Annotated in this window: 32 protein-coding genes and 1 pseudogene; 27 read left to right on the top strand and 6 right to left on the bottom strand. The window is 43.0% G+C overall.

The window, feature by feature from the left end:
* The first annotated feature begins 31 nt into the window (after positions 1 to 31).
* From M1D65_RS10660 to M1D65_RS10645, 4 genes are all read left to right on the top strand, one after another.
* Positions 32 to 643, top strand: coding sequence for a YpjP family protein (locus M1D65_RS10660; protein WP_009967559.1), 612 nt, complete (start codon positions 32 to 34; stop codon positions 641 to 643).
* A gap of 17 nt (positions 644 to 660) precedes the next feature.
* The gene (locus M1D65_RS10655; protein WP_003230797.1) at positions 661 to 1,194 is read left to right on the top strand and encodes a phosphatidylglycerophosphatase A family protein; all 534 of its coding nucleotides are present in this window, start codon (positions 661 to 663) and stop codon (positions 1,192 to 1,194) included.
* 142 nt (positions 1,195 to 1,336) lie between these two features.
* Entirely contained in the window at positions 1,337 to 1,843 is a 507-nt protein-coding gene (dfrA, locus tag M1D65_RS10650; RefSeq protein ID WP_015714128.1) for a dihydrofolate reductase DfrA, read from the top strand.
* Complete coding sequence (locus M1D65_RS10645; protein WP_038828628.1) at positions 1,844 to 2,464, top strand: lysophospholipid acyltransferase family protein; 621 nt, start codon at positions 1,844 to 1,846, stop codon at positions 2,462 to 2,464.
* Between the two features lie 39 nt (positions 2,465 to 2,503).
* On the opposite strand, the gene trhA is transcribed toward M1D65_RS10645, so the two are convergent.
* Together trhA and M1D65_RS10635 are read right to left on the bottom strand one after the other, a co-directional pair.
* Positions 2,504 to 3,145 carry a PAQR family membrane homeostasis protein TrhA gene (trhA, locus tag M1D65_RS10640; protein WP_004398522.1) on the bottom strand — a complete coding sequence of 214 codons (642 nt, stop codon included), beginning with the start codon at positions 3,143 to 3,145 and terminating at the stop codon, positions 2,504 to 2,506.
* Between the two features lie 20 nt (positions 3,146 to 3,165).
* Complete coding sequence (locus tag M1D65_RS10635) at positions 3,166 to 4,161, bottom strand: sigma 54-interacting transcriptional regulator (RefSeq protein ID WP_004399025.1); 996 nt, start codon at positions 4,159 to 4,161, stop codon at positions 3,166 to 3,168.
* A gap of 248 nt (positions 4,162 to 4,409) precedes the next feature.
* Between M1D65_RS10635 and ilvA the strand changes: the two genes are divergently transcribed.
* The 7 genes from ilvA (at position 4,410) to M1D65_RS10600 (ending at position 9,778) form a co-directional block, all read left to right on the top strand.
* Entirely contained in the window at positions 4,410 to 5,678 is a 1,269-nt protein-coding gene (ilvA, locus tag M1D65_RS10630; RefSeq protein WP_003230803.1) for a threonine ammonia-lyase IlvA, read from the top strand.
* Between the two features lie 85 nt (positions 5,679 to 5,763).
* Positions 5,764 to 6,015, top strand: a complete 252-nt coding sequence (locus M1D65_RS10625; protein ID WP_014480066.1) for a DUF2535 family protein — start codon at positions 5,764 to 5,766, stop codon at positions 6,013 to 6,015.
* A gap of 147 nt (positions 6,016 to 6,162) precedes the next feature.
* Positions 6,163 to 6,744 carry a cytochrome c oxidase assembly accessory protein ScuA gene (scuA, locus tag M1D65_RS10620; RefSeq protein WP_019258696.1) on the top strand — a complete coding sequence of 194 codons (582 nt, stop codon included), beginning with the start codon at positions 6,163 to 6,165 and terminating at the stop codon, positions 6,742 to 6,744.
* Between the two features lie 77 nt (positions 6,745 to 6,821).
* On the top strand, positions 6,822 to 7,589 hold the full coding sequence (locus M1D65_RS10615; protein WP_003245956.1) for an SGNH/GDSL hydrolase family protein: 768 nt from the start codon (positions 6,822 to 6,824) through the stop codon (positions 7,587 to 7,589).
* Between the two features lie 9 nt (positions 7,590 to 7,598).
* Positions 7,599 to 8,162 carry a YpmS family protein gene (locus tag M1D65_RS10610; RefSeq protein WP_041849942.1) on the top strand — a complete coding sequence of 188 codons (564 nt, stop codon included), beginning with the start codon at positions 7,599 to 7,601 and terminating at the stop codon, positions 8,160 to 8,162.
* A gap of 12 nt (positions 8,163 to 8,174) precedes the next feature.
* Positions 8,175 to 8,369 carry a protein YpmT gene (ypmT, locus tag M1D65_RS10605; protein ID WP_003230808.1) on the top strand — a complete coding sequence of 65 codons (195 nt, stop codon included), beginning with the start codon at positions 8,175 to 8,177 and terminating at the stop codon, positions 8,367 to 8,369.
* Positions 8,370 to 8,440: 71 nt separating this feature from the next.
* Positions 8,441 to 9,778 carry an MATE family efflux transporter gene (locus M1D65_RS10600; RefSeq protein ID WP_032726006.1) on the top strand — a complete coding sequence of 446 codons (1,338 nt, stop codon included), beginning with the start codon at positions 8,441 to 8,443 and terminating at the stop codon, positions 9,776 to 9,778.
* Positions 9,779 to 9,827: 49 nt separating this feature from the next.
* Here M1D65_RS10600 and M1D65_RS10595 read toward each other — a convergent pair whose 3' ends face one another.
* Positions 9,828 to 10,253 (bottom strand): MarR family transcriptional regulator, encoded by a 426-nt coding sequence (locus M1D65_RS10595; RefSeq protein WP_004398634.1) that lies wholly within the window; start codon positions 10,251 to 10,253, stop codon positions 9,828 to 9,830.
* A 131-nt stretch (positions 10,254 to 10,384) separates the two neighbouring features.
* Here M1D65_RS10595 and msrA point away from each other — a divergent pair, with 131 nt between their 5' ends.
* On the top strand, positions 10,385 to 10,918 hold the full coding sequence (gene msrA / locus M1D65_RS10590; RefSeq protein WP_042976318.1) for a peptide-methionine (S)-S-oxide reductase MsrA: 534 nt from the start codon (positions 10,385 to 10,387) through the stop codon (positions 10,916 to 10,918).
* Positions 10,919 to 11,353, top strand: a complete 435-nt coding sequence (gene msrB, locus M1D65_RS10585; RefSeq protein WP_024572009.1) for a peptide-methionine (R)-S-oxide reductase MsrB — start codon at positions 10,919 to 10,921, stop codon at positions 11,351 to 11,353.
* 43 nt (positions 11,354 to 11,396) lie between these two features.
* Here msrB and M1D65_RS10580 read toward each other — a convergent pair whose 3' ends face one another.
* Positions 11,397 to 12,422: an SDR family NAD(P)-dependent oxidoreductase gene (locus M1D65_RS10580; protein ID WP_021481497.1), complete on the bottom strand. Its 1,026-nt coding sequence runs from the start codon at positions 12,420 to 12,422 to the stop codon at positions 11,397 to 11,399.
* 370 nt (positions 12,423 to 12,792) lie between these two features.
* On the opposite strand from M1D65_RS10580, the gene M1D65_RS10575 reads away from it, so the two are divergent.
* The gene (locus M1D65_RS10575) at positions 12,793 to 13,941 is read left to right on the top strand and encodes a phytase (RefSeq protein ID WP_038828637.1); all 1,149 of its coding nucleotides are present in this window, start codon (positions 12,793 to 12,795) and stop codon (positions 13,939 to 13,941) included.
* A 70-nt stretch (positions 13,942 to 14,011) separates the two neighbouring features.
* On the opposite strand, the gene cgeB is transcribed toward M1D65_RS10575, so the two are convergent.
* Together cgeB and cgeA are read right to left on the bottom strand one after the other, a co-directional pair.
* Complete coding sequence (gene cgeB / locus M1D65_RS10570) at positions 14,012 to 14,965, bottom strand: spore maturation protein CgeB (RefSeq protein ID WP_043940141.1); 954 nt, start codon at positions 14,963 to 14,965, stop codon at positions 14,012 to 14,014.
* Between the two features lie 6 nt (positions 14,966 to 14,971).
* The gene (gene cgeA / locus M1D65_RS10565; RefSeq protein WP_032726000.1) at positions 14,972 to 15,373 is read right to left on the bottom strand and encodes a spore crust protein CgeA; all 402 of its coding nucleotides are present in this window, start codon (positions 15,371 to 15,373) and stop codon (positions 14,972 to 14,974) included.
* Positions 15,374 to 15,577: 204 nt separating this feature from the next.
* Between cgeA and cgeC the strand changes: the two are divergent.
* From cgeC to M1D65_RS10500, 13 genes and pseudogenes are all read left to right on the top strand, one after another.
* Positions 15,578 to 15,884 (top strand): annotated as a pseudogene (gene cgeC, locus M1D65_RS10560) (spore maturation protein CgeC).
* 64 nt (positions 15,885 to 15,948) lie between these two features.
* On the top strand, positions 15,949 to 17,229 hold the full coding sequence (gene cgeD / locus M1D65_RS10555) for a spore maturation glycosyltransferase CgeD (RefSeq protein WP_120028182.1): 1,281 nt from the start codon (positions 15,949 to 15,951) through the stop codon (positions 17,227 to 17,229).
* Positions 17,230 to 17,257: 28 nt separating this feature from the next.
* Positions 17,258 to 18,037 (top strand): spore maturation N-acetyltransferase CgeE, encoded by a 780-nt coding sequence (gene cgeE, locus M1D65_RS10550; RefSeq protein ID WP_128441667.1) that lies wholly within the window; start codon positions 17,258 to 17,260, stop codon positions 18,035 to 18,037.
* Positions 18,038 to 18,080: 43 nt separating this feature from the next.
* The gene (locus M1D65_RS10545) at positions 18,081 to 18,230 is read left to right on the top strand and encodes a YjcZ family sporulation protein (RefSeq protein ID WP_015251877.1); all 150 of its coding nucleotides are present in this window, start codon (positions 18,081 to 18,083) and stop codon (positions 18,228 to 18,230) included.
* On the top strand, positions 18,224 to 18,379 hold the full coding sequence (locus M1D65_RS10540; RefSeq protein WP_015714119.1) for a hypothetical protein: 156 nt from the start codon (positions 18,224 to 18,226) through the stop codon (positions 18,377 to 18,379). The genes M1D65_RS10545 and M1D65_RS10540 overlap by 7 nt, the downstream gene beginning before the upstream one ends.
* Positions 18,360 to 19,694 carry an aspartate aminotransferase family protein gene (locus tag M1D65_RS10535; RefSeq protein ID WP_070547466.1) on the top strand — a complete coding sequence of 445 codons (1,335 nt, stop codon included), beginning with the start codon at positions 18,360 to 18,362 and terminating at the stop codon, positions 19,692 to 19,694. Before M1D65_RS10540 ends, M1D65_RS10535 begins: the two co-directional genes overlap by 20 nt.
* Before the next feature lie 6 nt (positions 19,695 to 19,700).
* Positions 19,701 to 20,390, top strand: coding sequence for a CoA transferase subunit A (locus M1D65_RS10530; protein ID WP_032725995.1), 690 nt, complete (start codon positions 19,701 to 19,703; stop codon positions 20,388 to 20,390).
* Positions 20,375 to 21,028 (top strand): 3-oxoacid CoA-transferase subunit B, encoded by a 654-nt coding sequence (locus M1D65_RS10525; protein ID WP_004399417.1) that lies wholly within the window; start codon positions 20,375 to 20,377, stop codon positions 21,026 to 21,028. Before M1D65_RS10530 ends, M1D65_RS10525 begins: the two co-directional genes overlap by 16 nt.
* Before the next feature lie 8 nt (positions 21,029 to 21,036).
* On the top strand, positions 21,037 to 22,347 hold the full coding sequence (locus M1D65_RS10520; RefSeq protein ID WP_010886532.1) for a peptidase: 1,311 nt from the start codon (positions 21,037 to 21,039) through the stop codon (positions 22,345 to 22,347).
* Positions 22,325 to 23,152, top strand: coding sequence for a putative beta-lysine N-acetyltransferase (gene ablB, locus M1D65_RS10515; protein WP_021481488.1), 828 nt, complete (start codon positions 22,325 to 22,327; stop codon positions 23,150 to 23,152). The genes M1D65_RS10520 and ablB overlap by 23 nt, the downstream gene beginning before the upstream one ends.
* A 28-nt stretch (positions 23,153 to 23,180) precedes the next feature.
* The gene (kamA, locus tag M1D65_RS10510) at positions 23,181 to 24,596 is read left to right on the top strand and encodes a lysine 2,3-aminomutase (protein ID WP_004399420.1); all 1,416 of its coding nucleotides are present in this window, start codon (positions 23,181 to 23,183) and stop codon (positions 24,594 to 24,596) included.
* Positions 24,593 to 24,871, top strand: a complete 279-nt coding sequence (locus M1D65_RS10505; RefSeq protein ID WP_004399539.1) for a YokU family protein — start codon at positions 24,593 to 24,595, stop codon at positions 24,869 to 24,871. The genes kamA and M1D65_RS10505 overlap by 4 nt, the downstream gene beginning before the upstream one ends.
* A gap of 86 nt (positions 24,872 to 24,957) precedes the next feature.
* Entirely contained in the window at positions 24,958 to 25,182 is a 225-nt protein-coding gene (locus M1D65_RS10500; protein WP_003231160.1) for a YozE family protein, read from the top strand.
* The last annotated feature ends 97 nt before the right edge of the window (positions 25,183 to 25,279 follow it).

The raw sequence follows: 25,279 nt of genomic DNA, 5'->3' as shown, positions 1-25,279 counted from the left end.
ATGACAATAAAATAGAGAGGAATAAGCAGTCATGAAATTGTGGATGAGAAAGACCCTTGTGGTTTTATTTACCATTGTAACATTCGGGCTCGTATCTCCTCCGGCTGCCCTTATGGCGGACAAGCCTTCCGGACAGCCGAGCAGTCTTGAGCAGAATGATTACACCGCTTTTTATGATGAGCATGACCTGTACGATGATGAGTCGGATGACAGGCGAGATCCTGAACTGCTTTTTCAATCGTACAAGGAACAGCTCCTTGACAGCGCTGAGGATCAGTCCTTTTTAAAATTCGGCAGCAGAATCGCTCCTGTCATTGAGGATGACTATCGGAAAGAGATCCTGCCAAAAATCGAAAATGTGATTAGTGATTATTTAGCGACATTGCAAGATGATGAGGCGTACCAAGATGTTGTGATCTCAAGCATGCCTTCAGCGGGCAAAACGGAAAAAATTTTCAACGTTTACAATCGGACAACTGGAGAAGATCTTCTCAGATTCCATGTGCGAAGAGACCACCCGCCTCATGACGGCTACTGGTTTAATTTTCATTATCATACAGCAGAAGATGGATTTCAATCACATCATGAGCTTGGGAGTATTTACTGGGACCGCAACACGCCTCCCAACTGGATGAGTGCCTAAAGGAGATGCCATTAGACATGAAAAAGTACACAATGAATGAAATGGTCGATATAACAAAGGATATGCTGAACAAACGGGGCGTTATGATAGAAGATATTGCACGGATTGTTCAAAAACTTCAGGAAAAATACAATCCAAATCTGCCGCTCAGTGTTTGCATGGAGAATGTAGAAAAAGTCCTGAACAAACGTGAAATTATTCATGCTGTTTTGACAGGCCTTGCACTCGATCAGCTTGCAGAACAGAAGCTTCTCCCCGAACCGCTGCAGCACCTTGTTGAAACGGATGAACCGCTTTACGGCATAGATGAAATTATCCCGCTTTCCATCGTTAATGTGTACGGGTCGATCGGTTTGACCAATTTCGGTTATTTGGATAAAGAGAAGATTGGAATTATTAAGGAACTTGATGAAAGTCCAGACGGTATTCACACCTTTTTGGATGATATTGTGGCAGCTCTTGCTGCAGCAGCGGCGAGCAGAATTGCACATACGCATCAGGATCTGCAAGATGAAGAAAAAGAACAGGATGAAAAGCCTGTCGTCAGCTGACTATAAAAAAATCATTTCTGGGTTCAGAAATGATTTTTTATTGTGTTACACTACTAGAAGACTACTTTTAAAGGATGAAAAAAATGAAACAGTATAAGGATTTATGCAGACATGTTTTAGAGCAAAAAGGGGCGGTCAGCGTATGATTTCATTCATTTTTGCGATGGATGCCAACAGGCTTATCGGCAAAGACAATGATTTGCCGTGGCATTTGCCCAATGATCTTGCATACTTTAAGAAAGTAACATCGGGCCATTCAATCATTATGGGCCGAAAAACATTTGAATCGATCGGACGTCCGCTTCCAAATCGGAAAAATATTGTCGTTACCTCAGCGCCGGCTTCAGAATTTCCGGGATGCACGGTTGTCGGTTCATTAAAGGATGTACTGGACATTTGTTCAGGCCCTGAAGAATGCTTTGTGATCGGAGGGGCTCAGCTCTATACGGACCTTTTCCCTTATGCGGACAGACTGTATATGACGAAAATTCATCACGAGTTTGAGGGTGACCGTCACTTCCCTGAATTTGATGAATCCAATTGGAAACTGGTTTCTTCTGAGCAGGGGATCAAAGACGAAAAAAACCCGTATGATTACGAATTTCTAATGTATGAAAAAAAGAATTCTTCTAAAGCGGGAGGATTTTAATTGGTTCGCTACAGCCTTCTAGTGGTTTATATTGTGTATATGCTGTTAAAAAATATGAAACAATTATTTAATCAAACAATGCTTGATCCCCGTCTGTCATACAAAAAACAGATGACTCTTGTGTACGAACAGCCAAAGGCGTTTTTGGAAGGCTGTATCGGCATCTCCGGTTCAGTTGTGACAATCCATCAGCCAGAGCCAATACCACAAGGTCCTGTTTTGTATGTGCATCCCCGTTTGCGTTTGGCTGAACTGGCCTTAATTGCTGGATATATTGAGGAACCGGCTGGCTTTATCGCCAACCCAAAAGTGTTCCGCTTGCCTTTTATCGGGCAATGGCTGGATCGGATGGATGTGATTTCAGACGGTGATTCAGAAAAGGTATATGAAGATGTGACAAAACAGCTGGAAAAGGGACAAAGCCTGATTCTTTCACTAGATGGTTCTATTGATCCTATAGAACTTGCGGCCCGCTATCATCTTCCGTTGGTGATGGTGGAAACGAAAGGAACAGATAACATGCAAAAGGGCTCGTTTTTTAAACGCTTAAAACCGGCAGACATTGAATTGTCCTTTTCAAAAGCTTATATACCTGCCAATGAAAAACAATTACGTGCATAAAAAAAGCGCAGTCGTGAAGACTGCGCTTTTCTGTTACTGTTACGAAAGGAACGGCACCTTTACACAATAGAAGAGCACGCAGAAAAACATGGCAGCGCTCCCGCCCAATACAAAGCTGTGCCAAATGGCGTGATGGAAGGGGATCTTTTTCCAAATGTAAAAGATGGTTCCGACAGAGTATAAAATGCCGCCGAGAAAAAGGAGGCTGAATCCCGCTCCGCTTAGTGAAGCATATAAAGGTTTAACTGCAATAATCATCAGCCACCCCATGACTAAATACACGAAGGTTGACAATAGGATAAACCGTTTCACAAAGAAAATTTTAAAAACGATTCCGCCTAGGGCAAGTGACCATACGATAACCAACAGGGTAAAGCCGAGTGTGCCTTTCAGCGGCCCAAGCAAAAAAGGCGTGTAGGTTCCGGCGATGAGTACGTAAATTGCGCTATGATCAATAATCTCCAAAATGTCCTTCGTTTTTTTATGTGTGATGCTGTGAAGCAGGGTGGAGCTCAAATATAACAGCAGCATAGAGACACCGAATATTGTAAAGCTGACAATGTCCCATGCAGACCCGTAATTAGCCGCAAATATGATTAGAAACACTAATGCTGGGATGGATAAGAGGACACCGATGCCGTGTGTAATCGCATTGGCGATCTCTTCTTTGATTGTAAACAAGTACATTCTCCTTTCGATCGCTAGATCATTTGATTTTTTAACGTCTCTATAAAGCTCAAGCCCTCAAAGGTAATTTTTGTGCCTGCGCGTCCGCGGCTTTTGGTGACATAATCTTTTTTCTCCAAATAGTCGAGACGGCTTCTGACCTGCTGAGGAGTTAACGAGGTTTGGGTATTTTTGCTGTGTTCAGAAATGATCCGTCTGCTGGCAGGTTCTCCTTTTTCGTTCAATACTTTTATTGTTTCCAAAATAAACAAAAACTCAGCTTTTTCCATTAAAGTCAGCAGTTTCGCTTTTTTCTTCGACGTTTTTCCGTCTATCGTGCCTCTAATATACGGCGGCAGGTCATATGGCTGAATCGTTCCCCCGCTTGATACTGCCGCCATATAATCTGCAGCGTTTTTTAATTCCCTGACATTGCCTTCAAATGCATGCTTCTCAAGCACGGGAAAAACGGAGGGATCGATTAACAATTGCTGACCAGAATTTGAGAGAAAATGCTGTGTCAAAAGCGGAATATCGCTTTTTCGTTCCGATAATTCGGGCAGTGTGAGCGTTAAAATGTTCAGTCTGTAGAATAAGTCTTGCCTGAATGTATGTTCCACGGATCGGTCTGCAGAAGCACAGATCATTCGCGGTTTCTCCGTGTCTGAATCAAGCGCTTTTAACAGCTGAGCTTGTACAGAAGCAGGCATGCGCCATACATCATCAAGAAAAAGGGTTCCTCGTACCGCTTTTTGAAAAACACCAGTGTTTCCGTTAGGGCCAAAAAGCTCATGAATAAGGGTTTCTTCCGAATGGGTGCTGCAATTGACGCTTATAAACGGTTCATTGCTTCTCGAAGATTCCAAGTGTATGGCATGTGCGAAGTGATTTTTGCCTGTTCCGATTTTTCCTGTTATTAAGACAGGAAGCTCCGATAACGAGAACTGCTTGGCGATTCGCTTCGCTTCCAGGAAAGTTTGATGTTCTCCGATTAGATGTTGAAATGTATTGAGTTTTGGTGCACTATTCATCAATTGGCTCCTTTTGGTTCTAATTGGTTTCATTATATCATGCCTTTTGGTTGAAAACACCCTTTATTTTACGATCATCTTTTTTCTTGACTCTGCAGGATAATGGTTGAACAGAAGTTACCACAAGATGTGGTGGACATAGTCTGTATTTTTTTAATAATTAAATAAAAATAATTGTCTTATTTTTTGAATATTCATGTTATAATGGCATATTAAATAGGGATTTAAAACAAGAAAGGAATCTGTACATGAAACCGTTGCTTAAAGAAAACTCTCTCATCCAAGTGAAAGACATTTTGAAGGCTCACCAAAACGTAAAGGACGTTGTCATTCACACACCTTTGCAGAGGAATGACAGACTTTCTGAGAGATATGAATGCAATATCTATTTAAAACGCGAAGACTTGCAAGTTGTCAGATCTTTTAAGCTCAGAGGGGCTTATCATAAAATGAAACAGCTTTCCAGCGAGCAGACAGAGAACGGAGTTGTGTGTGCAAGTGCCGGAAACCACGCTCAAGGTGTGGCATTTTCGTGTAAACATCTTGGCATTCACGGGAAAATTTTTATGCCGTCTACTACACCGAGACAAAAAGTATCTCAAGTTGAACTATTCGGAAAAGGATTTATCGATATTATTTTGACAGGCGATACGTTTGACGACGCGTATAAAAGCGCTGCTGAATGCTGTGAGGCGGAATCTCGGACGTTTATCCATCCGTTCGATGATCCGGATGTGATGGCCGGACAGGGAACGCTCGCAGTCGAGATTTTAAACGACATTGATACAGAACCGCATTTTCTTTTTGCAAGTGTCGGAGGCGGCGGCCTTCTCTCTGGGGTAGGTACATATTTGAAAAACGTGTCTCCTGATACAAAGGTAATTGCTGTTGAGCCGGCGGGAGCGGCATCCTACTTTGAATCAAACAAAGCTGGGCATGTCGTCACACTTGATAAAATTGATAAGTTTGTAGATGGTGCGGCTGTTAAAAAAATTGGCGAGGAAACCTTCCGGACGCTGGAAACTGTCGTTGATGACATTCTCCTTGTGCCTGAAGGAAAAGTATGTACATCCATTCTTGAATTATATAACGAATGTGCGGTTGTTGCTGAACCGGCTGGAGCTCTTTCTGTCGCAGCGCTTGATTTGTACAAGGATCAAATTAAAGGGAAAAACGTGGTGTGTGTGGTAAGCGGGGGCAATAACGATATCGGAAGAATGCAGGAAATGAAGGAGCGTTCCTTGATTTTTGAAGGTCTTCAGCATTATTTTATCGTCAATTTTCCGCAAAGAGCGGGGGCGCTCCGCGAATTTCTTGACGAAGTCCTCGGGCCGAATGATGACATTACAAGGTTTGAATATACGAAGAAAAATAATAAAAGCAATGGACCTGCTCTTGTCGGCATCGAGCTGCAGAACAAAGCCGATTATGGGCCGCTGATTGAACGGATGAACAAAAAACCGTTTCATTATGTAGAGGTGAACAAGGATGAGGACTTGTTCCATTTGCTAATCTAATTTTTTTACACAACCGCGCAAAATGACAGACAGCCCGGCTGGCATCATATATAATAGAAGAAAAACAAAAAAGAGGATTGATAGCTTGTTACTCAAAAGCCTAGAGTTCAAACGCGATGACGGGATTCAGGTGAAAGTGACAGAAATACCTGTATTAAAGGAAGATGAGCACTATTTCTTTATGTTACATCACCATTTGCAATTCTACTTAAAAGAAGTGTTTTCATCAAACAGCAGGGCAAAAGTGTATTCTTTCCGACATTATATGAAGCGCCGGATGAAGTGGGCAGATTATCAGGCTGTATTTCATCAAGAGGTGTTAAAGCACAACGCGTAACATGCCGTTTTTTACCTGCATGCCCTCCTTTGTAATCGTTAATGGGGAGGCATGCAGGATTTTTTTTGCTCAGTATCGAATACAAACATGGGACAGTAAGGACGGTTTTAGAAAGCGTTTTTATGCTGGCTGGAAAGGATGGATGTCATGAAGGTTATCAAGGGGTTAACGGCTGGGCTGTTTTTTCTGTTTTTGTGTGCATGCGGAGGACAGCAGATTAAAGATCCGCTCAATTACGAGGTGGAGCCTTTTACATTTCAAAACCAAGACGGCAAGAACGTTTCTTTAGAGAGTTTAAAAGGAGAAGTATGGCTGGCGGATTTTATTTTTACCAATTGTGAAACTGTATGTCCGCCGATGACCGCTCATATGACCGAGCTGCAAAAAAAACTGAAGGCTGAGAACATAGATGTCCGTATCGTATCCTTTAGCGTTGATCCAGAAAACGATAAGCCGAAACAGCTGAAGAAATTTGCCGCAAACTATCCATTATCTTTTGATAACTGGGATTTCCTCACGGGATACAGCCAGAGTGACATTGAGGCATTCGCGCTTAAGAGCTTTAAAGCGATTGTGAAGAAACCGGAGGGAGAGGACCAAGTCATTCATTATTCTTCTTTTTATTTGGTAGGCCCGGACGGTAAGGTGCTGAAAGATTACAACGGAGTGGAAAATACACCGTACGATGATATTATCGCCGATGTGAAGACAGCCAGTACACTCAAGTAAGCTAGGAGACTGGGCATTTGCAAATCTTCTAAAACATGATACACTTTCCACTAGTAGAATGGGAAGGAGCAACAAGATTGAAGCTGCGCATTTTTTCAATCATGGCCAGTTTGATTTTGCTTCTTACTGCGTGTACGAGCATACGTACATCATCTGAGGGAAAACAAAAAGCCCATGAAACGAAAACAAAAGAACACATTGTCATAGCGGCTGTCGGAGATTCGCTGACAGAAGGAGTCGGAGATCCCGACGGAAAGGGATATGTCGGCAAGGTGGCGGATTCTATCCGGTCAGATAAACAAGTCAAAACGGTCGACGTGAAAAATTATGCCGTAAAAGGGAACCGTTCGGATGATTTATTAGAAAAACTAAAAGATAAAAAGGTTCAAAAAGGCATAAAGGACGCAGATTATGTCTTTTTTACAATTGGCGGTAATGATTTGATGAAAATCCTTCGCCAAAACTTTCTGCAATTAACCGTTGAACCGTTTCAGGAAGCGGAAAAACCGTACGAAAAGCGCTTTGAAAAAATCATTTCTGAAATTCGCGAGCTGAATGATCACGCTGAGCTGATTTATGTCAGCATGTACAATCCGTTTACGTTTACATTATCAGAACTAAATGAAATAAATGGTGTCGTCACGGATTGGAACCATATTGCTGAAAAAGAGCTGAAAAAAGATAAACATGCAAAAATCGTTCATATCGAAGATTTGTTCAATCAAAAAAGTGACAGCAGCCGAATTTCTGAGGAAGATGATTTTCATCCTAATGGTACGGGTTATTCTCTTATCGCAAAGCGCGTCTATCAAGCCATTAAAAAAGAAGGATTACCGAAAGAGTAGGGTGACAGCATGAATAAGTGGAAGCGACTGTTTATTATATTGCTTGCAATCAATTTTATCCTCGCCGCCGGGTTTGTGGCACTTGTTTTGCTCCCGGGGGAACAGGCTCAGGTGAAGGATTCATCTGAGAGCGAGTATGGATTTCAAGTGACAAGCACAAAAGAATCATTAGCTGCGTTTGTTAACTCATATTTAAACGACAAAGCATCAAACAAGCTTGATTATAAAGTAGAGATTGATGATGATGTTCATGTCGCAGGGAAAATCAAGGCATTTTCCACGTCTATTGATGCGTTTATCGCTTTTGAGCCGACTGTGAAAAAAAACGGTGATGTAGAGCTGAATGTCACGAAATTTTCGTTAGGGAAATTGAGTATACCAATTAGCTTTGTGTTAAATTATATGGACAGCTTTTATGAATTGCCGTCATTTGTCCATGTTCACCCCGGAGATAAAAGCATTGAAGTGCGTTTGTCAGAAATGCCTTTAACGAATGGAATGTATGTCAAAGCGGATAAGATAAATTTAGAAAAAGATGAAATTGAGTTTTCCTATTACCATCCTAAACAATAGAGGTGACTGAAAATGAAAAGGATTTACCAGTATTTCAGTTTATTATCCTTTACATTTTCCCTGTACTTCGGCTGGCTTGCTTATCATCATCTGGCTGCTGAAGACATGGATCAAATGTATTTGAATGTTTCCTATTGTGCCTTGTTCCTAAGTGTGATGGTGTTTACATTCGGTATGCGAGACCGAAAAAAAACCGATAAGTCATGAAAAAAGAGACATGAAACAACGTCTCTTTTTTCGTGCGGTCCGAAGAAAATTTGAGAACACAAGGAGAAAAGATGAAAGCATACGATTTTACACAGGGGAACGTGCTGAAACAGCTTGTACTGTTTTCAATGCCTATTATGCTCGGAAACGCATTGCAGGTTTCCTTTCAATTTATAGACAGCTTGTGGATCGGCAATTTACTGGGGGCAAAGGCCCTTGGGGCAGCCGCGGTATCAAGCACGATTGTTTTGACCGTGCTGTCTTTTATTTTGGGCCTTAACAATGCGACGTTAACAATTTTATCTCAGCAAAAAGGAAAAGATGATGTAAAAGGAATGGCGTCGTATATTAACGCTTTTGTTGTTTTATTAACAGGCCTAAGCATCGGATTCGGCGCGGCCGGTTTTTTTCTCTCAGAGCTTTTGCTGCGTCTTCTAAAAACGCCGGAGTCAATGATACCGCTTGCTGAGACGTATTTACAGATTCAATTTATCGGCATTTTATTTTTGTTTGGTTATAACTTTATCAGTACTGTGCTTCGTGCGCTGGGTGACAGCAAGACACCTCTCCGGTTTATTGCGTTTGCTGTTGTACTGAATACAGTGCTTGCGCCGCTCTTTATTTCTGTGTTCCGCATGGGAATAGCGGGAGCGGCTTATTCAACGATTTTGTCACAGGGCATTGCGTTTTTGTATGGGTTGTTTTATGTCGTCAAACACAAGCTTGTGCCATTCTCAATTCCGAGAATGCCCAAGTGGGAAGAGTCCGCGCTGATTTTGAAACTCGGGATTCCGGCAGGTCTGCAGATGATGGTGATTACAGGCGGTATGATGGCGATTATGAGTGTTGTTAACTCATACGGGGATCACGTGGTATCAGGCTTTGGCGCGGTGCAGCGGCTTGATAGTATCATCACGCTTCCAGCAATGGCTGCCGGTACGGCCGTCAATAGTATGGCAGGGCAAAATATTGGAATCGGAAACGAAAAAAGAGTGGGAACAATTGCAAGGCTAGGTGTGATAGCTGTTATTTCCTGCATGCTGGTGATTGCGGTTATGATTTGGGTATTTGGTAAATATCTCATAAGGTTATTTATCAGTGAGCCCGATGCGGTCGCATTTGGTGAACAATATTTGAAGTGGATCGCGTTTTTCTACCCTTTTATTGGGATTAATTTTGTGCTGAACGGAATCGTCAGGGCCGCGGGAGCGATGCTGCAGGTTCTGGTATTAAATTTGATCTCGTTTTGGGTGTTGAGATATCCTTTCACAGCTCTATTTTCAGCTTGGCTTGGACAAAAAGGAATCGGGCTTGGAATCGGAATGAGTTTTTTATTTAGCAGCTGCGCGGCATTTTTGTATTATAGATATGGCCGCTGGAAAGCAATGAAGCTGTTTACTGAAAAATAAGTGAAGCACTGCGAAAAGCACATACCTATATATCGGTATGTGCTTTTTTTCACCGTTTTTTATCAAGTTTGCTGAAGAGCTCGATTAACGTGGCAAGTTCAGCATCAGTGTAGCAGTCAAAGCGTTTAAAGAAATATTCCGTTTTTTTCTCGTTAAAGTGCTGAAGGACTTTTTCGCCCGCTTCAGTGATATGAATGCGGATGATGCGTCTGTCTTCCTTCGATCTGATTCTCGTAATCCATTCCTTTTCTACCAGCGCATCGGTCACAGCCGTAATGTGGCTTGCCGATACCTCTAAAATAGGCGCAAATTCAGTGACTTTTTTAGGCCCTTGTTCACTGAGGATCCGAAGAATGGTGAATTCATTCCGCGACAGCTCTTTATCTAAAATTTCATTGATTTCATTGCGTATTTGTTTAAAGACTTTACGGAGTAAAGTTTCCATATCGTACATCATCTGTGTTCTTACTTTCAAATTTGTGAACCTCCATTACATAAGCATATTGCTTAAAACCTATAGATTTTATTGAAAAGCAGAATCATTTTCATTCTATTTTTACATGCTATAATATAATAATACCACGTATTAACAAAGGAGGCACCAGTATGTCTGAAAAAAAAGAAATCGCCACATTTGCAGGAGGCTGTTTTTGGTGTATGGTTAAACCTTTTGACGAACAGCCGGGAATTGAAAAAGTGGTGTCCGGGTATACAGGCGGCCATACTGAAAACCCTACGTATGAAGAGGTGTGCAGTGAAACGACGGGACATCGTGAAGCTGTTCAAATCACGTTTAATCCTGATGTATTCCCTTATGAAAAACTGCTTGAATTATTTTGGCAGCAAATCGATCCGACAGATGCCGGGGGGCAGTTTGCTGATCGCGGCAGTTCCTATCGCGCAGCCATTTTTTATCATAATGAAAAACAAAAGGAGCTTGCGGAAGCTTCCAAGCAACGTCTGGCGGAAAGCGGCATCTTTAAAGATCCGATTGTAACGGACATTTTAAAAGCTGAACCTTTCTATGAAGCGGAAGGCTACCATCAGCATTTTTATAAAAAGAATCCAGCACATTATCAGCGCTACCGGACAGGTTCCGGACGAGCGGGATTTATCAGCGAGCATTGGGGGGCTAAATAAATGGCGTACAATAAAGAAGAAAAATTGAAGTCATTAAATCGCATGCAATATGAAGTAACGCAAAATAACGGCACGGAGCCGCCATTTCAAAATGAATATTGGGATCATAAGGAAGAAGGGTTGTATGTAGACATTGTGTCAGGCAAGCCATTGTTTACATCCAAGGATAAATTTGATTCCCACTGCGGCTGGCCAAGCTTTACAAAGCCGATTGAAGAAGAAGAAGTGGAAGAAAAACTGGACACGAGCCACGGCATGATTCGCACAGAAGTAAGAAGCCGAACTGCTGATTCTCATCTTGGCCACGTATTTAATGACGGACCGGGGCCAAACGGACTTCGTTACTGCATAAATTCAGCAGCGCTGCGGTTTGTTCCGAAGCATAAGCTGAAAGAAGAAGGATACGAAAGCTATCTGCATCTCTTTAATAAATAAAGTGTTAAAAACAGGCCTGCCTAATGGATAGACAGGCTTGTTTTTATGCCTTTTTCTCTTGATGCAATTCTTCAATAATCTGAGCAATTCTTTCTTTCGTAATGAGCGGGGCTTGATCTGATTGATACCCAGGCAAATTGACTTTGCGAAAGTCAGGATGTTTTTCCGGCTCTGGAAGGATTGCATAAAGGTTGCCCCATTCATACAGTGATTCAATTTCATGTGGAGATGTTAATTCTTCGTGAAGCTTTTCACCTGGACGCTTGCCCACTTCTACTGCAACCGGCCGCGGGAGCCCGTGCTGCGATGCATATTCTTCAAACCCATGAATCAGTTCTTCAAGTTTCAGTGATTCCATTTTGAAAATAAAGGTTTCTCCGCCTTTTGTAATAGCAGCCGATTGTAATGTCAATGTAGCTGCATCGTCTATTGACATGAAAAATCTGGTCATGTTTTTGTCTGTGATGGTCAGAGGTTCACCCTCCATCATCTGTTCAAATAATATGGGGATGACCGAACCTCTGGAACCGAGAACATTTCCAAAGCGGACCGAACAAAACAAGGTTCCTTTGTTTTGGACGTGGCGGTTTGCTTGATGAAACAGCTTTTCAGATAACAGCTTGGTGGCACCCATTGTGTTCACAGGAGATACAGCTTTATCTGTACTGATATTAATGACATGCTGCACTCGGTGTGAAAGAGCAGCTTCCACCACATTTTGTCCGCCGATGAGATTGGTCTGGATCGCTTCAAATGGATGGTCCTCACATGTCGGAACCTGTTTCAGCGCAGCCGCGTGAAAGACGATATCGACGCCTTTCATCACCTGATTCACCCTTCTGTGATCGCGTACATCTCCGAGTACAAATAATAGCCGCTTATCCTCCGCATACTTTTGGCTCATGACATACTGTTTACTGTCGTCTTTGCTGAATACAATCACCTGTTTAGGTGTAAGCAGCAAAAGGCGTTTGACAATTTGACTCCCGATTGAACCCGTTCCGCCAGTGACTAAAACTGTTTTGTTATGGAAAAATGGTTTTAGTTCTGCTGTTTGCTGTTTAGGCATGGCTTATCCTCCAACTCTCGTTTCTCTACCATGCATCATATGTTCAACTTTGTAATCGAATTAATGAAAGCAACCAATAAAACAAAATTTAGGGGAATGATCATGTCACAAAGTGTTCTTTTTTAATGGAAAATGGAAAAACGGACGTAACTAGGGAACAACAAAACTAAATAAACAATGTACTAAATATTCAACATATTTTTATTTCGCTCCGCAAAAGGAAATCTGGCAAAGCCCATCTCACGTACCTCTTTGGGGAAAAGTTGTTTATGAGTCAGAAACCCTATAAAAAAAGGTTCATTTTCCTCACGGTAATCACTTGTATATATTTTACAATAATAGTGATAGTGATAAAAGAGGAGGGTACTAAATGAAGGTTTCAAAAACAATGCTGCTAAGCACTGCCGCGGGTTTATTGCTTAGCCTGACAGCAAACTCGGTGTCGGCTCATTATGTGAATGAGGAACATCATTTCAAAGTGACTGCACACACGGAGACAGATCCGGTCGCATCTGGCGATGACGCAGCAGATGATCCGGCCATTTGGGTTCATGAAAAACACCCGGAAAAAAGCAAGTTGATTACAACAAATAAGAAGTCAGGGCTCGTTGTGTATGATTTAGACGGAAAACAGCTTCATTCTTATGAGTTTGGCAAGCTCAATAATGTCGATCTGCGCTATGATTTTCCATTGAACGGCGAAAAAATTGATATTGCTGCTGCATCCAACCGGTCCGAAGGAAAAAATACAATTGAAGTATATGCAATAGACGGGGATAAAGGAAAATTGAAAAGCATTACAGATCCGAAACATCCAATTTCCACCAATATTTCTGAGGTTTATGGATTCGGCCTGTATCACAGCCAGAAAACAGGAGCATTTTACGCATTAGTGACAGGCAAACAAGGGGAATTTGAGCAGTATGAAATTGTTGATGGTGGAAAGGGTTATGTAACAGGGAAAAAGGTGCGTGAATTTAAGTTGAATTCTCAGACCGAAGGCCTTGTTGCGGATGATGAGTATGGGAACCTGTACATAGCAGAGGAAGATGAGGCCATCTGGAAATTTAACGCTGAGCCCGGCGGAGGGTCAAAGGGGCAGGTTGTTGACCGTGCGACAGGAGATCATTTGACAGCTGATATTGAAGGACTGACAATCTATTATGCACCAAATGGCAAAGGATATCTCATGGCTTCAAGTCAAGGAAATAACAGCTATGCAATGTATGAACGGCAGGGGAAAAATCGCTATGTAGCCAACTTTGAGATTACAGATGGCGAGAAAATAGACGGTACTAGTGACACGGATGGTATTGATGTTCTCGGTTTCGGACTTGGCCCAAAATATCCGTACGGGATTTTTGTGGCGCAGGATGGCGAAAATATCGATAACGGACAAACCGTCAATCAAAATTTCAAAATTGTATCGTGGGAACAAATTGCACAGCATCTCGGCGGAATGCCTGATCTTCATAAACAGGTAAATCCGAGGAAGCTGAAAGACCGTTCTGACGGCTAGAATAGAAAGCAGCTTGTGCAGCTGCTTTTTTCTATGAATAAAAAAATCGTTCATAGCAATGAACGATTTTTCAAGAAAGCGCCAGATGAATCGCTTTTAGTTTTGCAGGAAGCTCATCAAACGTAAATGCGGGTACGGTCTCTTTATAATTGGCTGCTGCAGCTTTTTGCCGTTCTTCAGGATGGTTGATATAGAAAGCGGCTTTTTCCTTAAAGTCGTTCATGCCGTGATAAGAAATAAAGGATGAAAAAGGATGCGCCGCGGGTAAATCTGTTAATTGAAATGCTTCGCATGCAGCAATATCAAACGTTCGGTTATTAAAACTGGCATTTTTGATGCGCATAGTATTTTGGTTGAAAGCAAAATGATAGGGACGATGCGCATTAATTACGATGTCTGCCCCATTATAATAATGAACGGCCTGTTCGGGTGGAACCCATGTGCTGACGACATCAATATGCGGCTGTTTGAGCACTTTTTTAGGCAGATATTTTCTCCATTCCTTGCCGATTACCCGAACCGTGAATGGCAGATGGACCGCTTCTTTCATAAGCTGAACCCGATTAGGGTAAGGGTAGCCGATGATTAACAGATTTGAATGATAGGAATGTTCGGTGCCCATTTTTTTAAACAGCCGATGATTAACTGGTATCGGAACATAATAGACGTGCTGGTAGCCGAGCCCTTGATAATAGAGAACGGCATTTTGTTCAATCGTTAATATGGCGTCAGCGAGCTTGATTACCTGTAGGCTGATATCCATATAAAATGGGTCTTCGGTCAGCCAAACATATACGGGGATACCCTTACCCTTTAACCAGGTCAGCCAGTCGTGAGGAACGCGGTCTCCAACCATCAAGAGTGCGAAGTCCGGCTGAAACGTTTCGATCTTCACCAAAGATTCTGCTTCAAGTGTATCTGCAGACATATACTCTGTATGAGTGTTCCGAAAACATTCTTCAGCCCAGCGATCAAAATAACAATATATTCCTCCGTATCCCGACTGGATATACAACACTTTCATCGGATGTTATGAAAAGAACGTAACGCTTTCTACTTTGTCTACATCAATTAATGTTGTAGCTTGGCCTGCTGGAGTGACGGAGCTTTCCTGTGTTACAAATACGATCCCGTGAACCTGATCGAAAGCAACGAAGACAACCGGCCCGATCATGTCTCCTGAATCGGTTACAATGCTGATTGTCGTGCCTGGTGTAACTCTGGCAAAAATCCATCTTGCCGGAAGGGAAGGGTCTAAAAGAGATTCTGCCGTAACCATCTCACTTTCATCTACTCTTTGATCGATGGCAGCTTCAAGCAAGTCTTTAAGGTTACTATCCATGTTTTCTCCTCCTTCTGTTGCAGTTGGAAATAAAGGGCTTAAAACGGCTTTAATTAAATCCTTTTTTAACTGTGCATTTTCAGAGCTCATTACACACACCTCCTATTCGATAGTGAACTCACGTTAATCATATTCTTCCGGCTGTTATTTGGTATGAGTCGAACGCCGTACCTGATCTAATTTTCATCTATTTAAGGAAAATGCTGATTTTTTAATGGAGTGGACATAGCCTATAGCATAAATCGGAGTCGCACATATTGTGAAACAGAGATAAGGATAAGGGAGAGGGATGATTTGGATTTAGAAAAACAAGTGGATCGAGAAGAAAACCCAAGATGAACTGAATTTTATTTTGCTTTTGCTGATTCTGCTGATACGTCAATCGTCTTCTGAAGGAAATCCATCTGACCTCAGACGCCAGCTTGTTTTTGCAAAAGAGCTGGGCGTACCGGTTTCAAAAGTCAATTTGATCAACGGAGATACACTTCAAAATGTCATCGTAAAAGAAGTTCTGACTGATTTGGTTATTTTCCAAAACCCGTTAAATAACATGAGATCTCATGTTTCACTCTCAAGTGTTGTAAGCTGGGGTGCTTTTTAAAAGATGACAGAGGCTCTGCTTGCTGCGGAGCCGTTTTTATGTTTGACGGCGGGAGGCGGTATAGATGGGAGAGAAAGTGTCTATTATTTTAACAAGTTACAACAAACCCCATTATTTGCAAAAAGCGATCGAAAGCGTGATACAGCAAACGCATGATCTTTGGGAGCTTTTTATCATGGATGATCATTCGAATGCAGAAACAACTGCGGTGATTCACAAGTATCTCCACGACCGGCGCATTCAATATCATAACAGTTTCGTGCATCCTGCAGATCGATTAAAAACAGCTCGTTATGCCACATTAATTAACAGTGCGCTCCCATTTGCAGGCGGCGATTACATTTCCTATCTTACTGACGACACTGTTTATCATCCTGAGCGGCTGAGCCGTATGATGCAAGAGTTTTCACATAAGCCTGAAGCGCAGGCGGTCTATTCAAAACAAAAAGTTGTACATGTAAACGAAAGGGGAGAGGAAATCTCACATTTCTACAGAAATGCCAATGCAGTGCTTGATCAGGCCGCTTTTCAAGTTGATCATTGCTCCGTTATGCATCGCCGTTCGTTACTTAATCTCATCCATCATAAATTTGGAGGCTACTGGGATGATGATATGAAGCATTGGAATCATGGCGACGCAATTTTTTGGGCGAGACTCAACAACTTTACCCGATTTCTGCCGATAAATGAAGTATTAGACACAACCTATAAAACCCCAGATTCATTTCAAAATGCATATCGGTTTCTGCCCGCCGATTTGATTGACGGCTCTTTTGTAAAAGGTTCAGATCAAAATGTGTGTTTTTTTGATCAGGGTGTAAGGCATCCTGTTGGAGAAAAGTGGGGTTTTTTGTATCTAAATCGGACTGTCGCTGTTCCAGACCCATATTTATTCCAATATAGGATTGGAAAAATTTTAAACATTCCGAATTATATTTTAGTAAAGGAAGCTGACCATCCTGCAATATTTTATATCGAAGCCGGAAAAAAAAGGCGAATTGTGGACCAGTATGCGTTTCAATTTTATCAATTTCAAAGAAAAGACATAGTGACAATTGGAAAAGAAGAGATGGAGACGCTTCCGGAAGGGCCGCCGATTACGTGGAAACGATCTGAATTGATCAAAAATCCGCCTGGCCGACGTCTGTTTTTCATCGAACGCGAGCCGTTTTTGTTTCTAAACGGCGTCTTTCACCCGATTAGTGAACAAGTAACAAGGAAGTTTTTTTTACATCAGAAGCCAATCTCCGCTTCTTTCCGAAATATTCAGCAATTTCCAATTGGAAAGCCGTTTTATCCGGTGTACGATGAGATTATAAAGAAATTGAATATTGCAACAGAGTAAAGGTATAGGTCATAAAAAGGAGACGTTCATGACAGGACATTATTCAAAAACGGAACATCAATATATATTGTTAACGTCTGAATCGGCATCGTTTGATCATTACAGCGTATACAGAGATCCGCAACTTCCGCAAATTTTTTCTCATAACTTTGTTCAGCTCCATGATACGTTTCCATTGGAGCGGTTACTTAACTTTTTACCCTCCGTACCAAAGCTGCTTGATGCGAATTATCTCCATTTAAAAGCATCGCCGCAGCATGTTTTTCCGCTCGGTTTGAAGCAGTCGCTTGTAAAAAGCGGTTTTGTCGTCGAGGATGAGCTACTATATGACATGAAGCTTAGTGACTGGAAGGGGCAGATGGGACATCCTTTAACCGCATGGGGGACGACAAAAAGTCTTTGCGACGGATCTTCTATTATGAAAATTTACGATTCCATTTATATTGGAGAAGCAATCGCTGAACAAAAATTAAAAAGAAAATATCCTTTCTATGAAGCAGGTATAATCATTCTTGTTGTTTGTTACAGCGACCAGGCACAGAAAGTTCCCATTGGGTGCGGCGAGCTGTTTATCGATCATCAAGAGAAAACGGCTAAAATCGAAGAAGTGGCAATTTTAGATCAGTTTCAAAGGAAGGGCTACGGCAGTATCTTAGTGAAAGAAATGCTGTCCATCGCCAAATCACTAGGAATGGAAGCAGCCTACTTAGTGGCTGCAAGCACTGACGGTGCAACTCAGTTTTACGAAAAGCTGACGTTTAAAAAATATGAGCGGGTGCATACTGTATTTCATTATTTCCTTACATGAAATAGGCGTTTGCACAAACCATTTGGGACTTGGCCCGCATAAAATGCCGTATATCGTGATAAGAAAGGATGAAAACAGCATGTATGGATACTCTGGGTACGGTTACGGATTTGGCTGCGGGACAAATACATTTGTGTTAATTGTTGTCTTGTTCATTTTATTAATTATTGTTGGAGCCGCTTTTATTTGCTAGATGCTGAAATTCCAAAAGAGCCTTCCCTATTAGGAAGGCTCTTTTTATGTGAAAAAGTTTTTGCGGGGAACGTCATGCCGCCATTTGGACACTCATACAATATGGTAAAAGGGGTTTTGAGGTGGGAGCATGAGCAGTTATTTGATTAAGCCAGAGCTTAGCTCGGCCTATCCGGTTGTCAGTTATGCGAAGGGTTCATATGTTTATGATCAGACCGGAAAAAAATATCTCGACGGCTCGTCAGGTGCGGTGACATGTAATATCGGCCACGGAGTTCGTGATGTGACTGAGAAGCTGAAAGAACAGCTTGATCAGGTGTCTTTTGCTTACCGCTCACAGTTTACGAGTGAGCCCGCCGAGCAATTAGCCGCTCTCTTGGCACAGGAGCTGCCCGGAGATGTGAATTGGTCTTTTTTTGTCAACAGCGGATCAGAAGCGATAGAAACAGCTATGAAAATTGCCATTCAGTTTTGGCAGGAAAAAAAGCAAACACAAAAATCCATCTTTTTGTCTCGATGGAGCAGTTACCACGGAATAACTTTGGGAGCGCTTTCATTGTCTGGTTTTTATGAAAGGAGATACCGGTTCACCCATCTCATTGAGCGGTATCCAGCTATCTCAGCTCCACATATTTATCGGCTGAATTATGAGACGGAAGAAGACTTTGTTCAGACTGCAGCTGATGAACTGGACACTATGATCAAAAGAATCGGAAGCCAATTCATCGCCGGCTTTGTGGCTGAGCCTATTATTGGTGCTGCAGGCGCAGCGATTACTCCGCCTCCGGGATATTATGAGAGATTAAGTGAGGTATGCCGCACACACGATGTGCTTTTTATTGCAGATGAAGTGATGACGGGGCTTGGGAGAACAGGAAGGATGCTCGCGACAGAGCATTGGGACACCGTACCTGATATTGCTGTACTGGGGAAGGGACTCGGTGCGGGGTATGCACCTATTGCCGCTGCCGTCGTATCTGATTCTATTATTGAAACGATAAAACAAGGGTCAGGTGTGATTATGAGCGGTCACACATATAGTGCACATCCCTATTCAGCCAAAGCTGCTCTTGAAGTTTTGCGATATGTGTTAAAGCACGGCTTGATCAAACAATCAGAAAAAAAGGGCGCTGTGCTGAAGAAAAAGCTTGATGAGGCGGCATCTCAAAGCGGCATTATAGGTGATGTGCGCGGAAAAGGACTGCTATTAGGCATTGAATTTGTGACAGACCAAAAAACGAAGAAAGTGTTTCCGCCAGAGCAGGCGGTAACCCAGCTTATTGTCAGCGAGGCGAAAAAACGCGGGCTGATTGTTTATCCTTCCAAAGCTGGAATAGACAGCGGAGAAGGAGATGCTGTCATTATTGCTCCTCCTTTTACCATTTCAGACGGTGAAATGGAAGAGCTTATCTCTATTTTTTCAGAAACAGTTGCAGCGGTCGAAAAAAACTTAAAAAAGGATTGACATTAAATGGCGCCATTTCAAAAAGCAATCAGCATTGACACAGCAATTGCAGATGTTCGGGATGGATCGGTTCTGATGTTTGGCGGTTTTGGGGGAGTCGGGTCGCCTCCTTCACTGATTGAAGCGATATTGGACAGCGGTGTAACGGATTTAACTGTGATTTGCAATGACGCCGGTTTCCCGGATATCGGGATCGGCCCGCTTATTGTTAATCAACGGGTCAAAACCCTGATCGCCTCGCATATCGGTTCCAATCCTGTAGCCGGAAAACAGATGACAGAGGGGACGTTAGAGGTTCAATTTTCACCTCAGGGAACGCTTGCGGAACGGATTCGCGCTGGCGGAGCGGGACTTGGCGGTATTTTAACCGATGTGGGCATTGATAATCCAATGGTTTGCGAAAAAAAGGACATCGTAACAGTGGCGGGAAAACGATACTTGATTGAAGAGGCGCTGACGGCTGATTTTGCTTTTATCAATGCTTACATTGCAGATGAATTCGGCAATCTAACGTATGACAAAACCGCGCGCAATATGAATCCGCTTATGGCAATGGCCGCCAGGAGAACCTTTGCCGAAGCTGAGCGTATCGTTCCGATGGGGGAGATTTCTGAAGAAATGATTGTCACACCGGGGGTTTTTGTTGAGGGGGTTGTACGAAGCGAGGGAGTGAAGTGGAAATGGGCTTGGGAGTAGCAGAAAGAGAACAGATTGCAAAACGCGCTGCTACTGAAATTAAGCAGGGCATGATTGTGAATCTCGGTATCGGTATCCCATCCTTGGTACCGAACTTTTTGAAGCCTGACATGCAGGTCATGTTTCAAGCGGAAAACGGTGTCCTTGGCATTGGAGAAAGTCCCGAAAAGGGAGAAGAGGATGCGCATTTATGCAACGCCGCGGGATATCCTGTCCGCGCTGTAAAAGGGGCGTCTTATTTTGATACAACCATGTCTTTTGCAATGATCAGAAAAGGCAAAATTGACATTACGATTTTAGGCGCCCTGCAGGTGAGCCAATCAGGAGATTTGGCAAATTGGCTTGTTCCGGGAAAAAAGGTGCCTGGTATGGGCGGGGCGATGGAGCTTGCCCAAAAAGCGAAAAAAGTGGTTGTCGTCATGAGTCATACAGATCAAAAGGGAAGGCCTAAATTAACAGAAAGATGTACGCTGCCATTAACTGCTGCAGGCTGTGTAGATTTGATTATTACCGAAAAAGCGGTTCTTGAGGTCGATAGCCATCACTTCATTTTAAAAGAGCTGATGAATGGCTCGACAATAGATGAGGTGACGAGGCTGACAGAAGCTGAAATCAAAATAGATATGCCTTTTTCTTAAGAGGGGGAATGAGGATGCAAGACATTGAAAGAAAAGTAATCGAGTGGCTTGATCAGCATTCGGCCAAAGCCATTCGTCTTCTCAAAAGGCTGATTGGGGAAAAAAGCACATTGGGGTCAGAGTTTAACGCCCAAGCTGTTGTGCTTGAAAAGCTGCGGCAATTTCATATGGACATTGATGTATGGGAGCCAAGCATAAAGCAATTAAAACAGCATCCCTACTTTAAATCTAACCGATCCGATTTTCATGAGAGCCCGAATATCGTGGCTAAAAAAACGGGAGCCGGCGGAGGCAGGTCCCTGATTTTGAACGGCCATATCGATGTTGTGCCTGAAGGAAGCGTAAAGGATTGGAAGTATGAACCGTATCAAGCTGTCGAAGAAAACGGTAAAATATACGGCCGCGGCTCAACGGATATGAAGGGAGGCAATACAGCCCTTCTTTTTGCTTTAGAAGCCCTGCACGCCTGCGATGTCAAACTGAAGGGAGATGTATTGTTTCAGAGTGTTGTAGATGAAGAGTGCGGCGGCGCCGGTACACTGTCCGCCATCATGAGAGGCTATCGTGCTGACGGGGCGCTGATTCCTGAACCGACGAATATGAAACTATTTATTAAGCAGCAGGGTTCAATGTGGTTTCGGATCACTGTGAAGGGATTATCCGCACATGGGGGCACACGCTACGAAGGGGTAAGCGCGATTGAAAAAAGCATGCACGTTATCACAGCGATACAAGAGCTGGAGAAAGTCCGCAATGCGAGAATTTCAGATCCGCTGTATGACAATATCCCAATACCGGTACCGGTGAATATCGGCACCATCTCGGGCGGTGCCTGGCCATCTTCAGTTGCAGACCGTGTCGTCATAGAAGGGAGATGCGGAATTGCTCCCCATGAGAAACCAGAAGCTGTAAAACTTGAATTGGAAAACTGGCTGAAGGATTTAGAATACCATGACGAATGGTTTAAACGCCATCCCGTACAAGTCGAATGGTTTGGCGCTCAATGGCTGCCGAATGATTTACCTGATGATCACCCTTTAATTTCTGTGCTGCAATCAGCCTATCAAAAAATGAAACAGACAGAGCCGATTATTGAGGCTTCCCCGTGGGGAACGGATGGAGGGCTTTTGTACCATGCAGGAGATACACCAGTGATCGTTTTCGGGCCGGGGGAAACAAAAACGGCTCATCAGGCCAATGAATACATTGAGGTTGAAGCCATGATAGAATCTGCTAAAATTATTGCACTTTTTGTCATGGATTGGTGCGGGCTTCATACAGATGGGGAGGATGCGGATGCTCAAGTCAATAAAGAGTAGCGGTGTCACAGCAGTTTTGGACCATGACGGTTTTAATAAACGAATCAGAGTGGTCCGTTATGACGGAGCCATTGAGAAGGCCCTACCGGATATCGTGGCAGCGGCAAAAGAAGAGAATGCAGAAAAAATCATCGTCTATGCGAAGCAGCATGATGAGCCAATGCTTGTCAAACAATTATTTGCGCCTGAGGGCTATCTAAAGGGCTATTATCTCGGCCATTCGGCTTGTGTCATGGTACGTTATCTGTCAGAAAGCCGAAGACAAACAGATTCTTATACAGAGGAACAGGAGATCATCGAAGCCATATATCGCACAGCGCCCCGTCTTCGCAACGACAGTACACCCGTTTTTACGATGAGAAAAGCAGAAACAAACGACATGTACCAGCTATCGATGCTGTATAAAAAAGTATTCCGCACGTACCCAACCCCAGTATTTGACCCCGCTTATATTGAAAAGACGATGAATGCAAATACGGTGTATTATATCATGCTTGATCATGACCGCCTGATCAGCGCAGCAAGCGCAGAAATCAATCCAGAGCTTGGGCATGCAGAAATAACCGATTGCGCTGTGCTGCCGGAATATCGCGGCCATTCGTTAACAAGCTTTTTAATCGAGGCGTTAGAAAAAGAAATGGCTGGAAAGGATATCTTTCATGTGTTTTCTCTCGCCCGTGCTTCGTCTTTTGGGATGAATGCTGTGTTGTACCATTCAGGTTATCAGTATGGCGGAAGGCTGATTAATAATTGCTTTATAGCCGAAGGCCTTGAAAACATGAATATTTGGTGCAAGCAACTGTAAGTCAAAATATGCGCGAGGAGGAGTTCGTTTGAAAAACAAATGGTATAAACCGAAACGGCATTGGAAGGAGATCGAGTTATGGAAGGACGTTCCGGAAGAGAAATGGAACGATTGGCTTTGGCAGCTGACACACACTGTAAGAACGTTAGATGATTTAAAGAAAGTCATCAATCTGACCGAGGATGAAGAGGAAGGCGTCAGAATTTCTACCAAAACGATCCCCTTAAATATTACACCTTACTATGCTTCTTTAATGGACCCCGACAATCCGAGATGCCCGGTACGCATGCAGTCTGTGCCGCTTTCTGAAGAAATGCATAAAACAAAATACGATCTGGAAGACCCGCTTCATGAGGATGAAGATTCACCGGTACCCGGTCTGACACACCGCTATCCCGACCGTGTGCTGTTTCTTGTCACGAATCAATGTTCCATGTACTGCCGCTACTGCACAAGAAGGCGCTTTTCCGGTCAAATCGGAATGGGAGTCCCCAAAAAACAGCTTGATGCTGCAATTGCTTATATCCGGGAAACACCTGAAATCCGCGATTGTTTAATTTCAGGCGGTGATGGGCTGCTCATCAACGACCAAATTTTAGAATATATTTTAAAAGAGCTGCGCAGCATTCCGCATCTGGAAGTCATCAGAATCGGAACAAGAGCGCCCGTCGTCTTTCCGCAGCGCATTACCGATCATCTGTGCGAGATATTGAAAAAATATCATCCGGTCTGGCTGAACACCCATTTTAACACAAGCATCGAAATGACAGAAGAATCCGTTGAGGCATGTGAAAAGCTGGTGAACGCGGGAGTGCCGGTCGGAAATCAGGCTGTCGTATTAGCAGGTATTAATGATTCGGTTCCAATTATGAAAAAGCTCATGCATGACTTGGTAAAAATCAGAGTCCGTCCTTATTATATTTACCAATGTGATCTGTCAGAAGGAATTGGGCATTTCAGAGCTCCTGTTTCCAAAGGTTTGGAGATCATTGAAGGGCTGAGAGGTCATACCTCAGGCTATGCGGTTCCTACCTTTGTCGTTGACGCACCAGGCGGCGGCGGTAAAATCGCCCTGCAGCCAAACTATGTACTGTCACAAAGTCCTGACAAAGTGATCTTAAGAAATTTTGAAGGTGTGATTACGTCATATCCGGAACCAGAAAATTATATCCCCAATCAGGCAGACGCCTATTTTGAGTCCGTTTTCCCTGAAACCGCTGACAAAAAGGAGCCGATCGGGCTGAGTGCCATTTTTGCTGACAAAGAAGTTTCGTTTACACCTGAAAATGTAGACAGAATCAAAAGGAGAGAGGCATACATCGCAAATCCGGAGCATGAAACATTAAAAGATCGGCGTGAGAAAAGAGATCAGCTCAAAGAAAAGAAATTTTTGGCGCAGCAGAAAAAACAGAAAGAGACTGAATGCGGAGGGGATTCTTCATGAAAACATGCGAATGGTGCGGCGAGCTTGAAGCGGTGCCCGGCAGGAACACGGTGTACTGGGAGCTCCCTGATGGAACGAGGGCTATAGAACTGACAGACACCCCTGCCATGGTATGTTCTTCCTGCGGTATGACCTATCAAGAGGAAAACACGGTTAAGGAGATTGAGGATCAGCTGCTTTTAATTCAAACAAAAAAACTGCCTGAAAGCCTGACATATCAGCAGCTCATGGAGACAGAAAGAATTTTGAAACGCAACTATTTTGACTTCTCCTGAGTCATGTTTCAGTATTCTTTTGTTGTAATTTTACACTTGAACTGTATAATAGAACAACAAAAGACAGACACCAGGAGGGGAAACCCATGAAATCCTTTTATCACTATTTATTGAAATACAGACACCCTAAGCCGAAGGACAGCATCAGTGAATTTGCCAATCAGGCGTATGAGGATCACAGCTTTCCAAAAACATCAACCGATTATCATGAAATCAGTTCATATTTGGAGCTGAATGCTGATTACCTTCACACGATGGCGACGTTTGATGAAGCTTGGGATCAATACGAGTCTGAAGTGCACGGCAGATAATAGCTGTTTCATCCGCAGATCACTGCGGATTTTTTTATGTCCCCCATACCATAATTGGATATTTCCTTTGGTTTTCATGCCCATGCGAATTGGCTTC

The organism is Bacillus sp. JZ39 (assembly GCF_053903145.1).
Note: the sequence above shows the minus strand (reverse complement) of the source record. Positions and strands in the feature narration are given on the sequence as shown.

Coding starts and splice junctions, on each gene's coding strand:
- M1D65_RS10660 (WP_009967559.1), top strand. CDS start 32: ATGAAATTGTGGATGAGAAAGACCCTTGTGGTTTTATTTACCATTGTA.
- M1D65_RS10655 (WP_003230797.1), top strand. CDS start 661: ATGAAAAAGTACACAATGAATGAAATGGTCGATATAACAAAGGATATG.
- dfrA (WP_015714128.1), top strand. CDS start 1,337: ATGATTTCATTCATTTTTGCGATGGATGCCAACAGGCTTATCGGCAAA.
- M1D65_RS10635 (WP_004399025.1), bottom strand. CDS start 4,161: ATGAATAGTGCACCAAAACTCAATACATTTCAACATCTAATCGGAGAA.
- ilvA (WP_003230803.1), top strand. CDS start 4,410: ATGAAACCGTTGCTTAAAGAAAACTCTCTCATCCAAGTGAAAGACATT.
- scuA (WP_019258696.1), top strand. CDS start 6,163: ATGAAGGTTATCAAGGGGTTAACGGCTGGGCTGTTTTTTCTGTTTTTG.
- M1D65_RS10610 (WP_041849942.1), top strand. CDS start 7,599: ATGAATAAGTGGAAGCGACTGTTTATTATATTGCTTGCAATCAATTTT.
- ypmT (WP_003230808.1), top strand. CDS start 8,175: ATGAAAAGGATTTACCAGTATTTCAGTTTATTATCCTTTACATTTTCC.
- M1D65_RS10600 (WP_032726006.1), top strand. CDS start 8,441: ATGAAAGCATACGATTTTACACAGGGGAACGTGCTGAAACAGCTTGTA.
- msrA (WP_042976318.1), top strand. CDS start 10,385: ATGTCTGAAAAAAAAGAAATCGCCACATTTGCAGGAGGCTGTTTTTGG.
- msrB (WP_024572009.1), top strand. CDS start 10,919: ATGGCGTACAATAAAGAAGAAAAATTGAAGTCATTAAATCGCATGCAA.
- M1D65_RS10580 (WP_021481497.1), bottom strand. CDS start 12,422: ATGCCTAAACAGCAAACAGCAGAACTAAAACCATTTTTCCATAACAAA.
- M1D65_RS10575 (WP_038828637.1), top strand. CDS start 12,793: ATGAAGGTTTCAAAAACAATGCTGCTAAGCACTGCCGCGGGTTTATTG.
- cgeB (WP_043940141.1), bottom strand. CDS start 14,965: ATGAAAGTGTTGTATATCCAGTCGGGATACGGAGGAATATATTGTTAT.
- cgeA (WP_032726000.1), bottom strand. CDS start 15,373: ATGAGCTCTGAAAATGCACAGTTAAAAAAGGATTTAATTAAAGCCGTT.
- cgeD (WP_120028182.1), top strand. CDS start 15,949: ATGGGAGAGAAAGTGTCTATTATTTTAACAAGTTACAACAAACCCCAT.
- cgeE (WP_128441667.1), top strand. CDS start 17,258: ATGACAGGACATTATTCAAAAACGGAACATCAATATATATTGTTAACG.
- M1D65_RS10545 (WP_015251877.1), top strand. CDS start 18,081: ATGCCGTATATCGTGATAAGAAAGGATGAAAACAGCATGTATGGATAC.
- M1D65_RS10535 (WP_070547466.1), top strand. CDS start 18,360: ATGAGCAGTTATTTGATTAAGCCAGAGCTTAGCTCGGCCTATCCGGTT.
- M1D65_RS10530 (WP_032725995.1), top strand. CDS start 19,701: ATGGCGCCATTTCAAAAAGCAATCAGCATTGACACAGCAATTGCAGAT.
- M1D65_RS10525 (WP_004399417.1), top strand. CDS start 20,375: ATGGGCTTGGGAGTAGCAGAAAGAGAACAGATTGCAAAACGCGCTGCT.
- M1D65_RS10520 (WP_010886532.1), top strand. CDS start 21,037: ATGAGGATGCAAGACATTGAAAGAAAAGTAATCGAGTGGCTTGATCAG.
- ablB (WP_021481488.1), top strand. CDS start 22,325: ATGCTCAAGTCAATAAAGAGTAGCGGTGTCACAGCAGTTTTGGACCAT.
- M1D65_RS10505 (WP_004399539.1), top strand. CDS start 24,593: ATGAAAACATGCGAATGGTGCGGCGAGCTTGAAGCGGTGCCCGGCAGG.
- M1D65_RS10500 (WP_003231160.1), top strand. CDS start 24,958: ATGAAATCCTTTTATCACTATTTATTGAAATACAGACACCCTAAGCCG.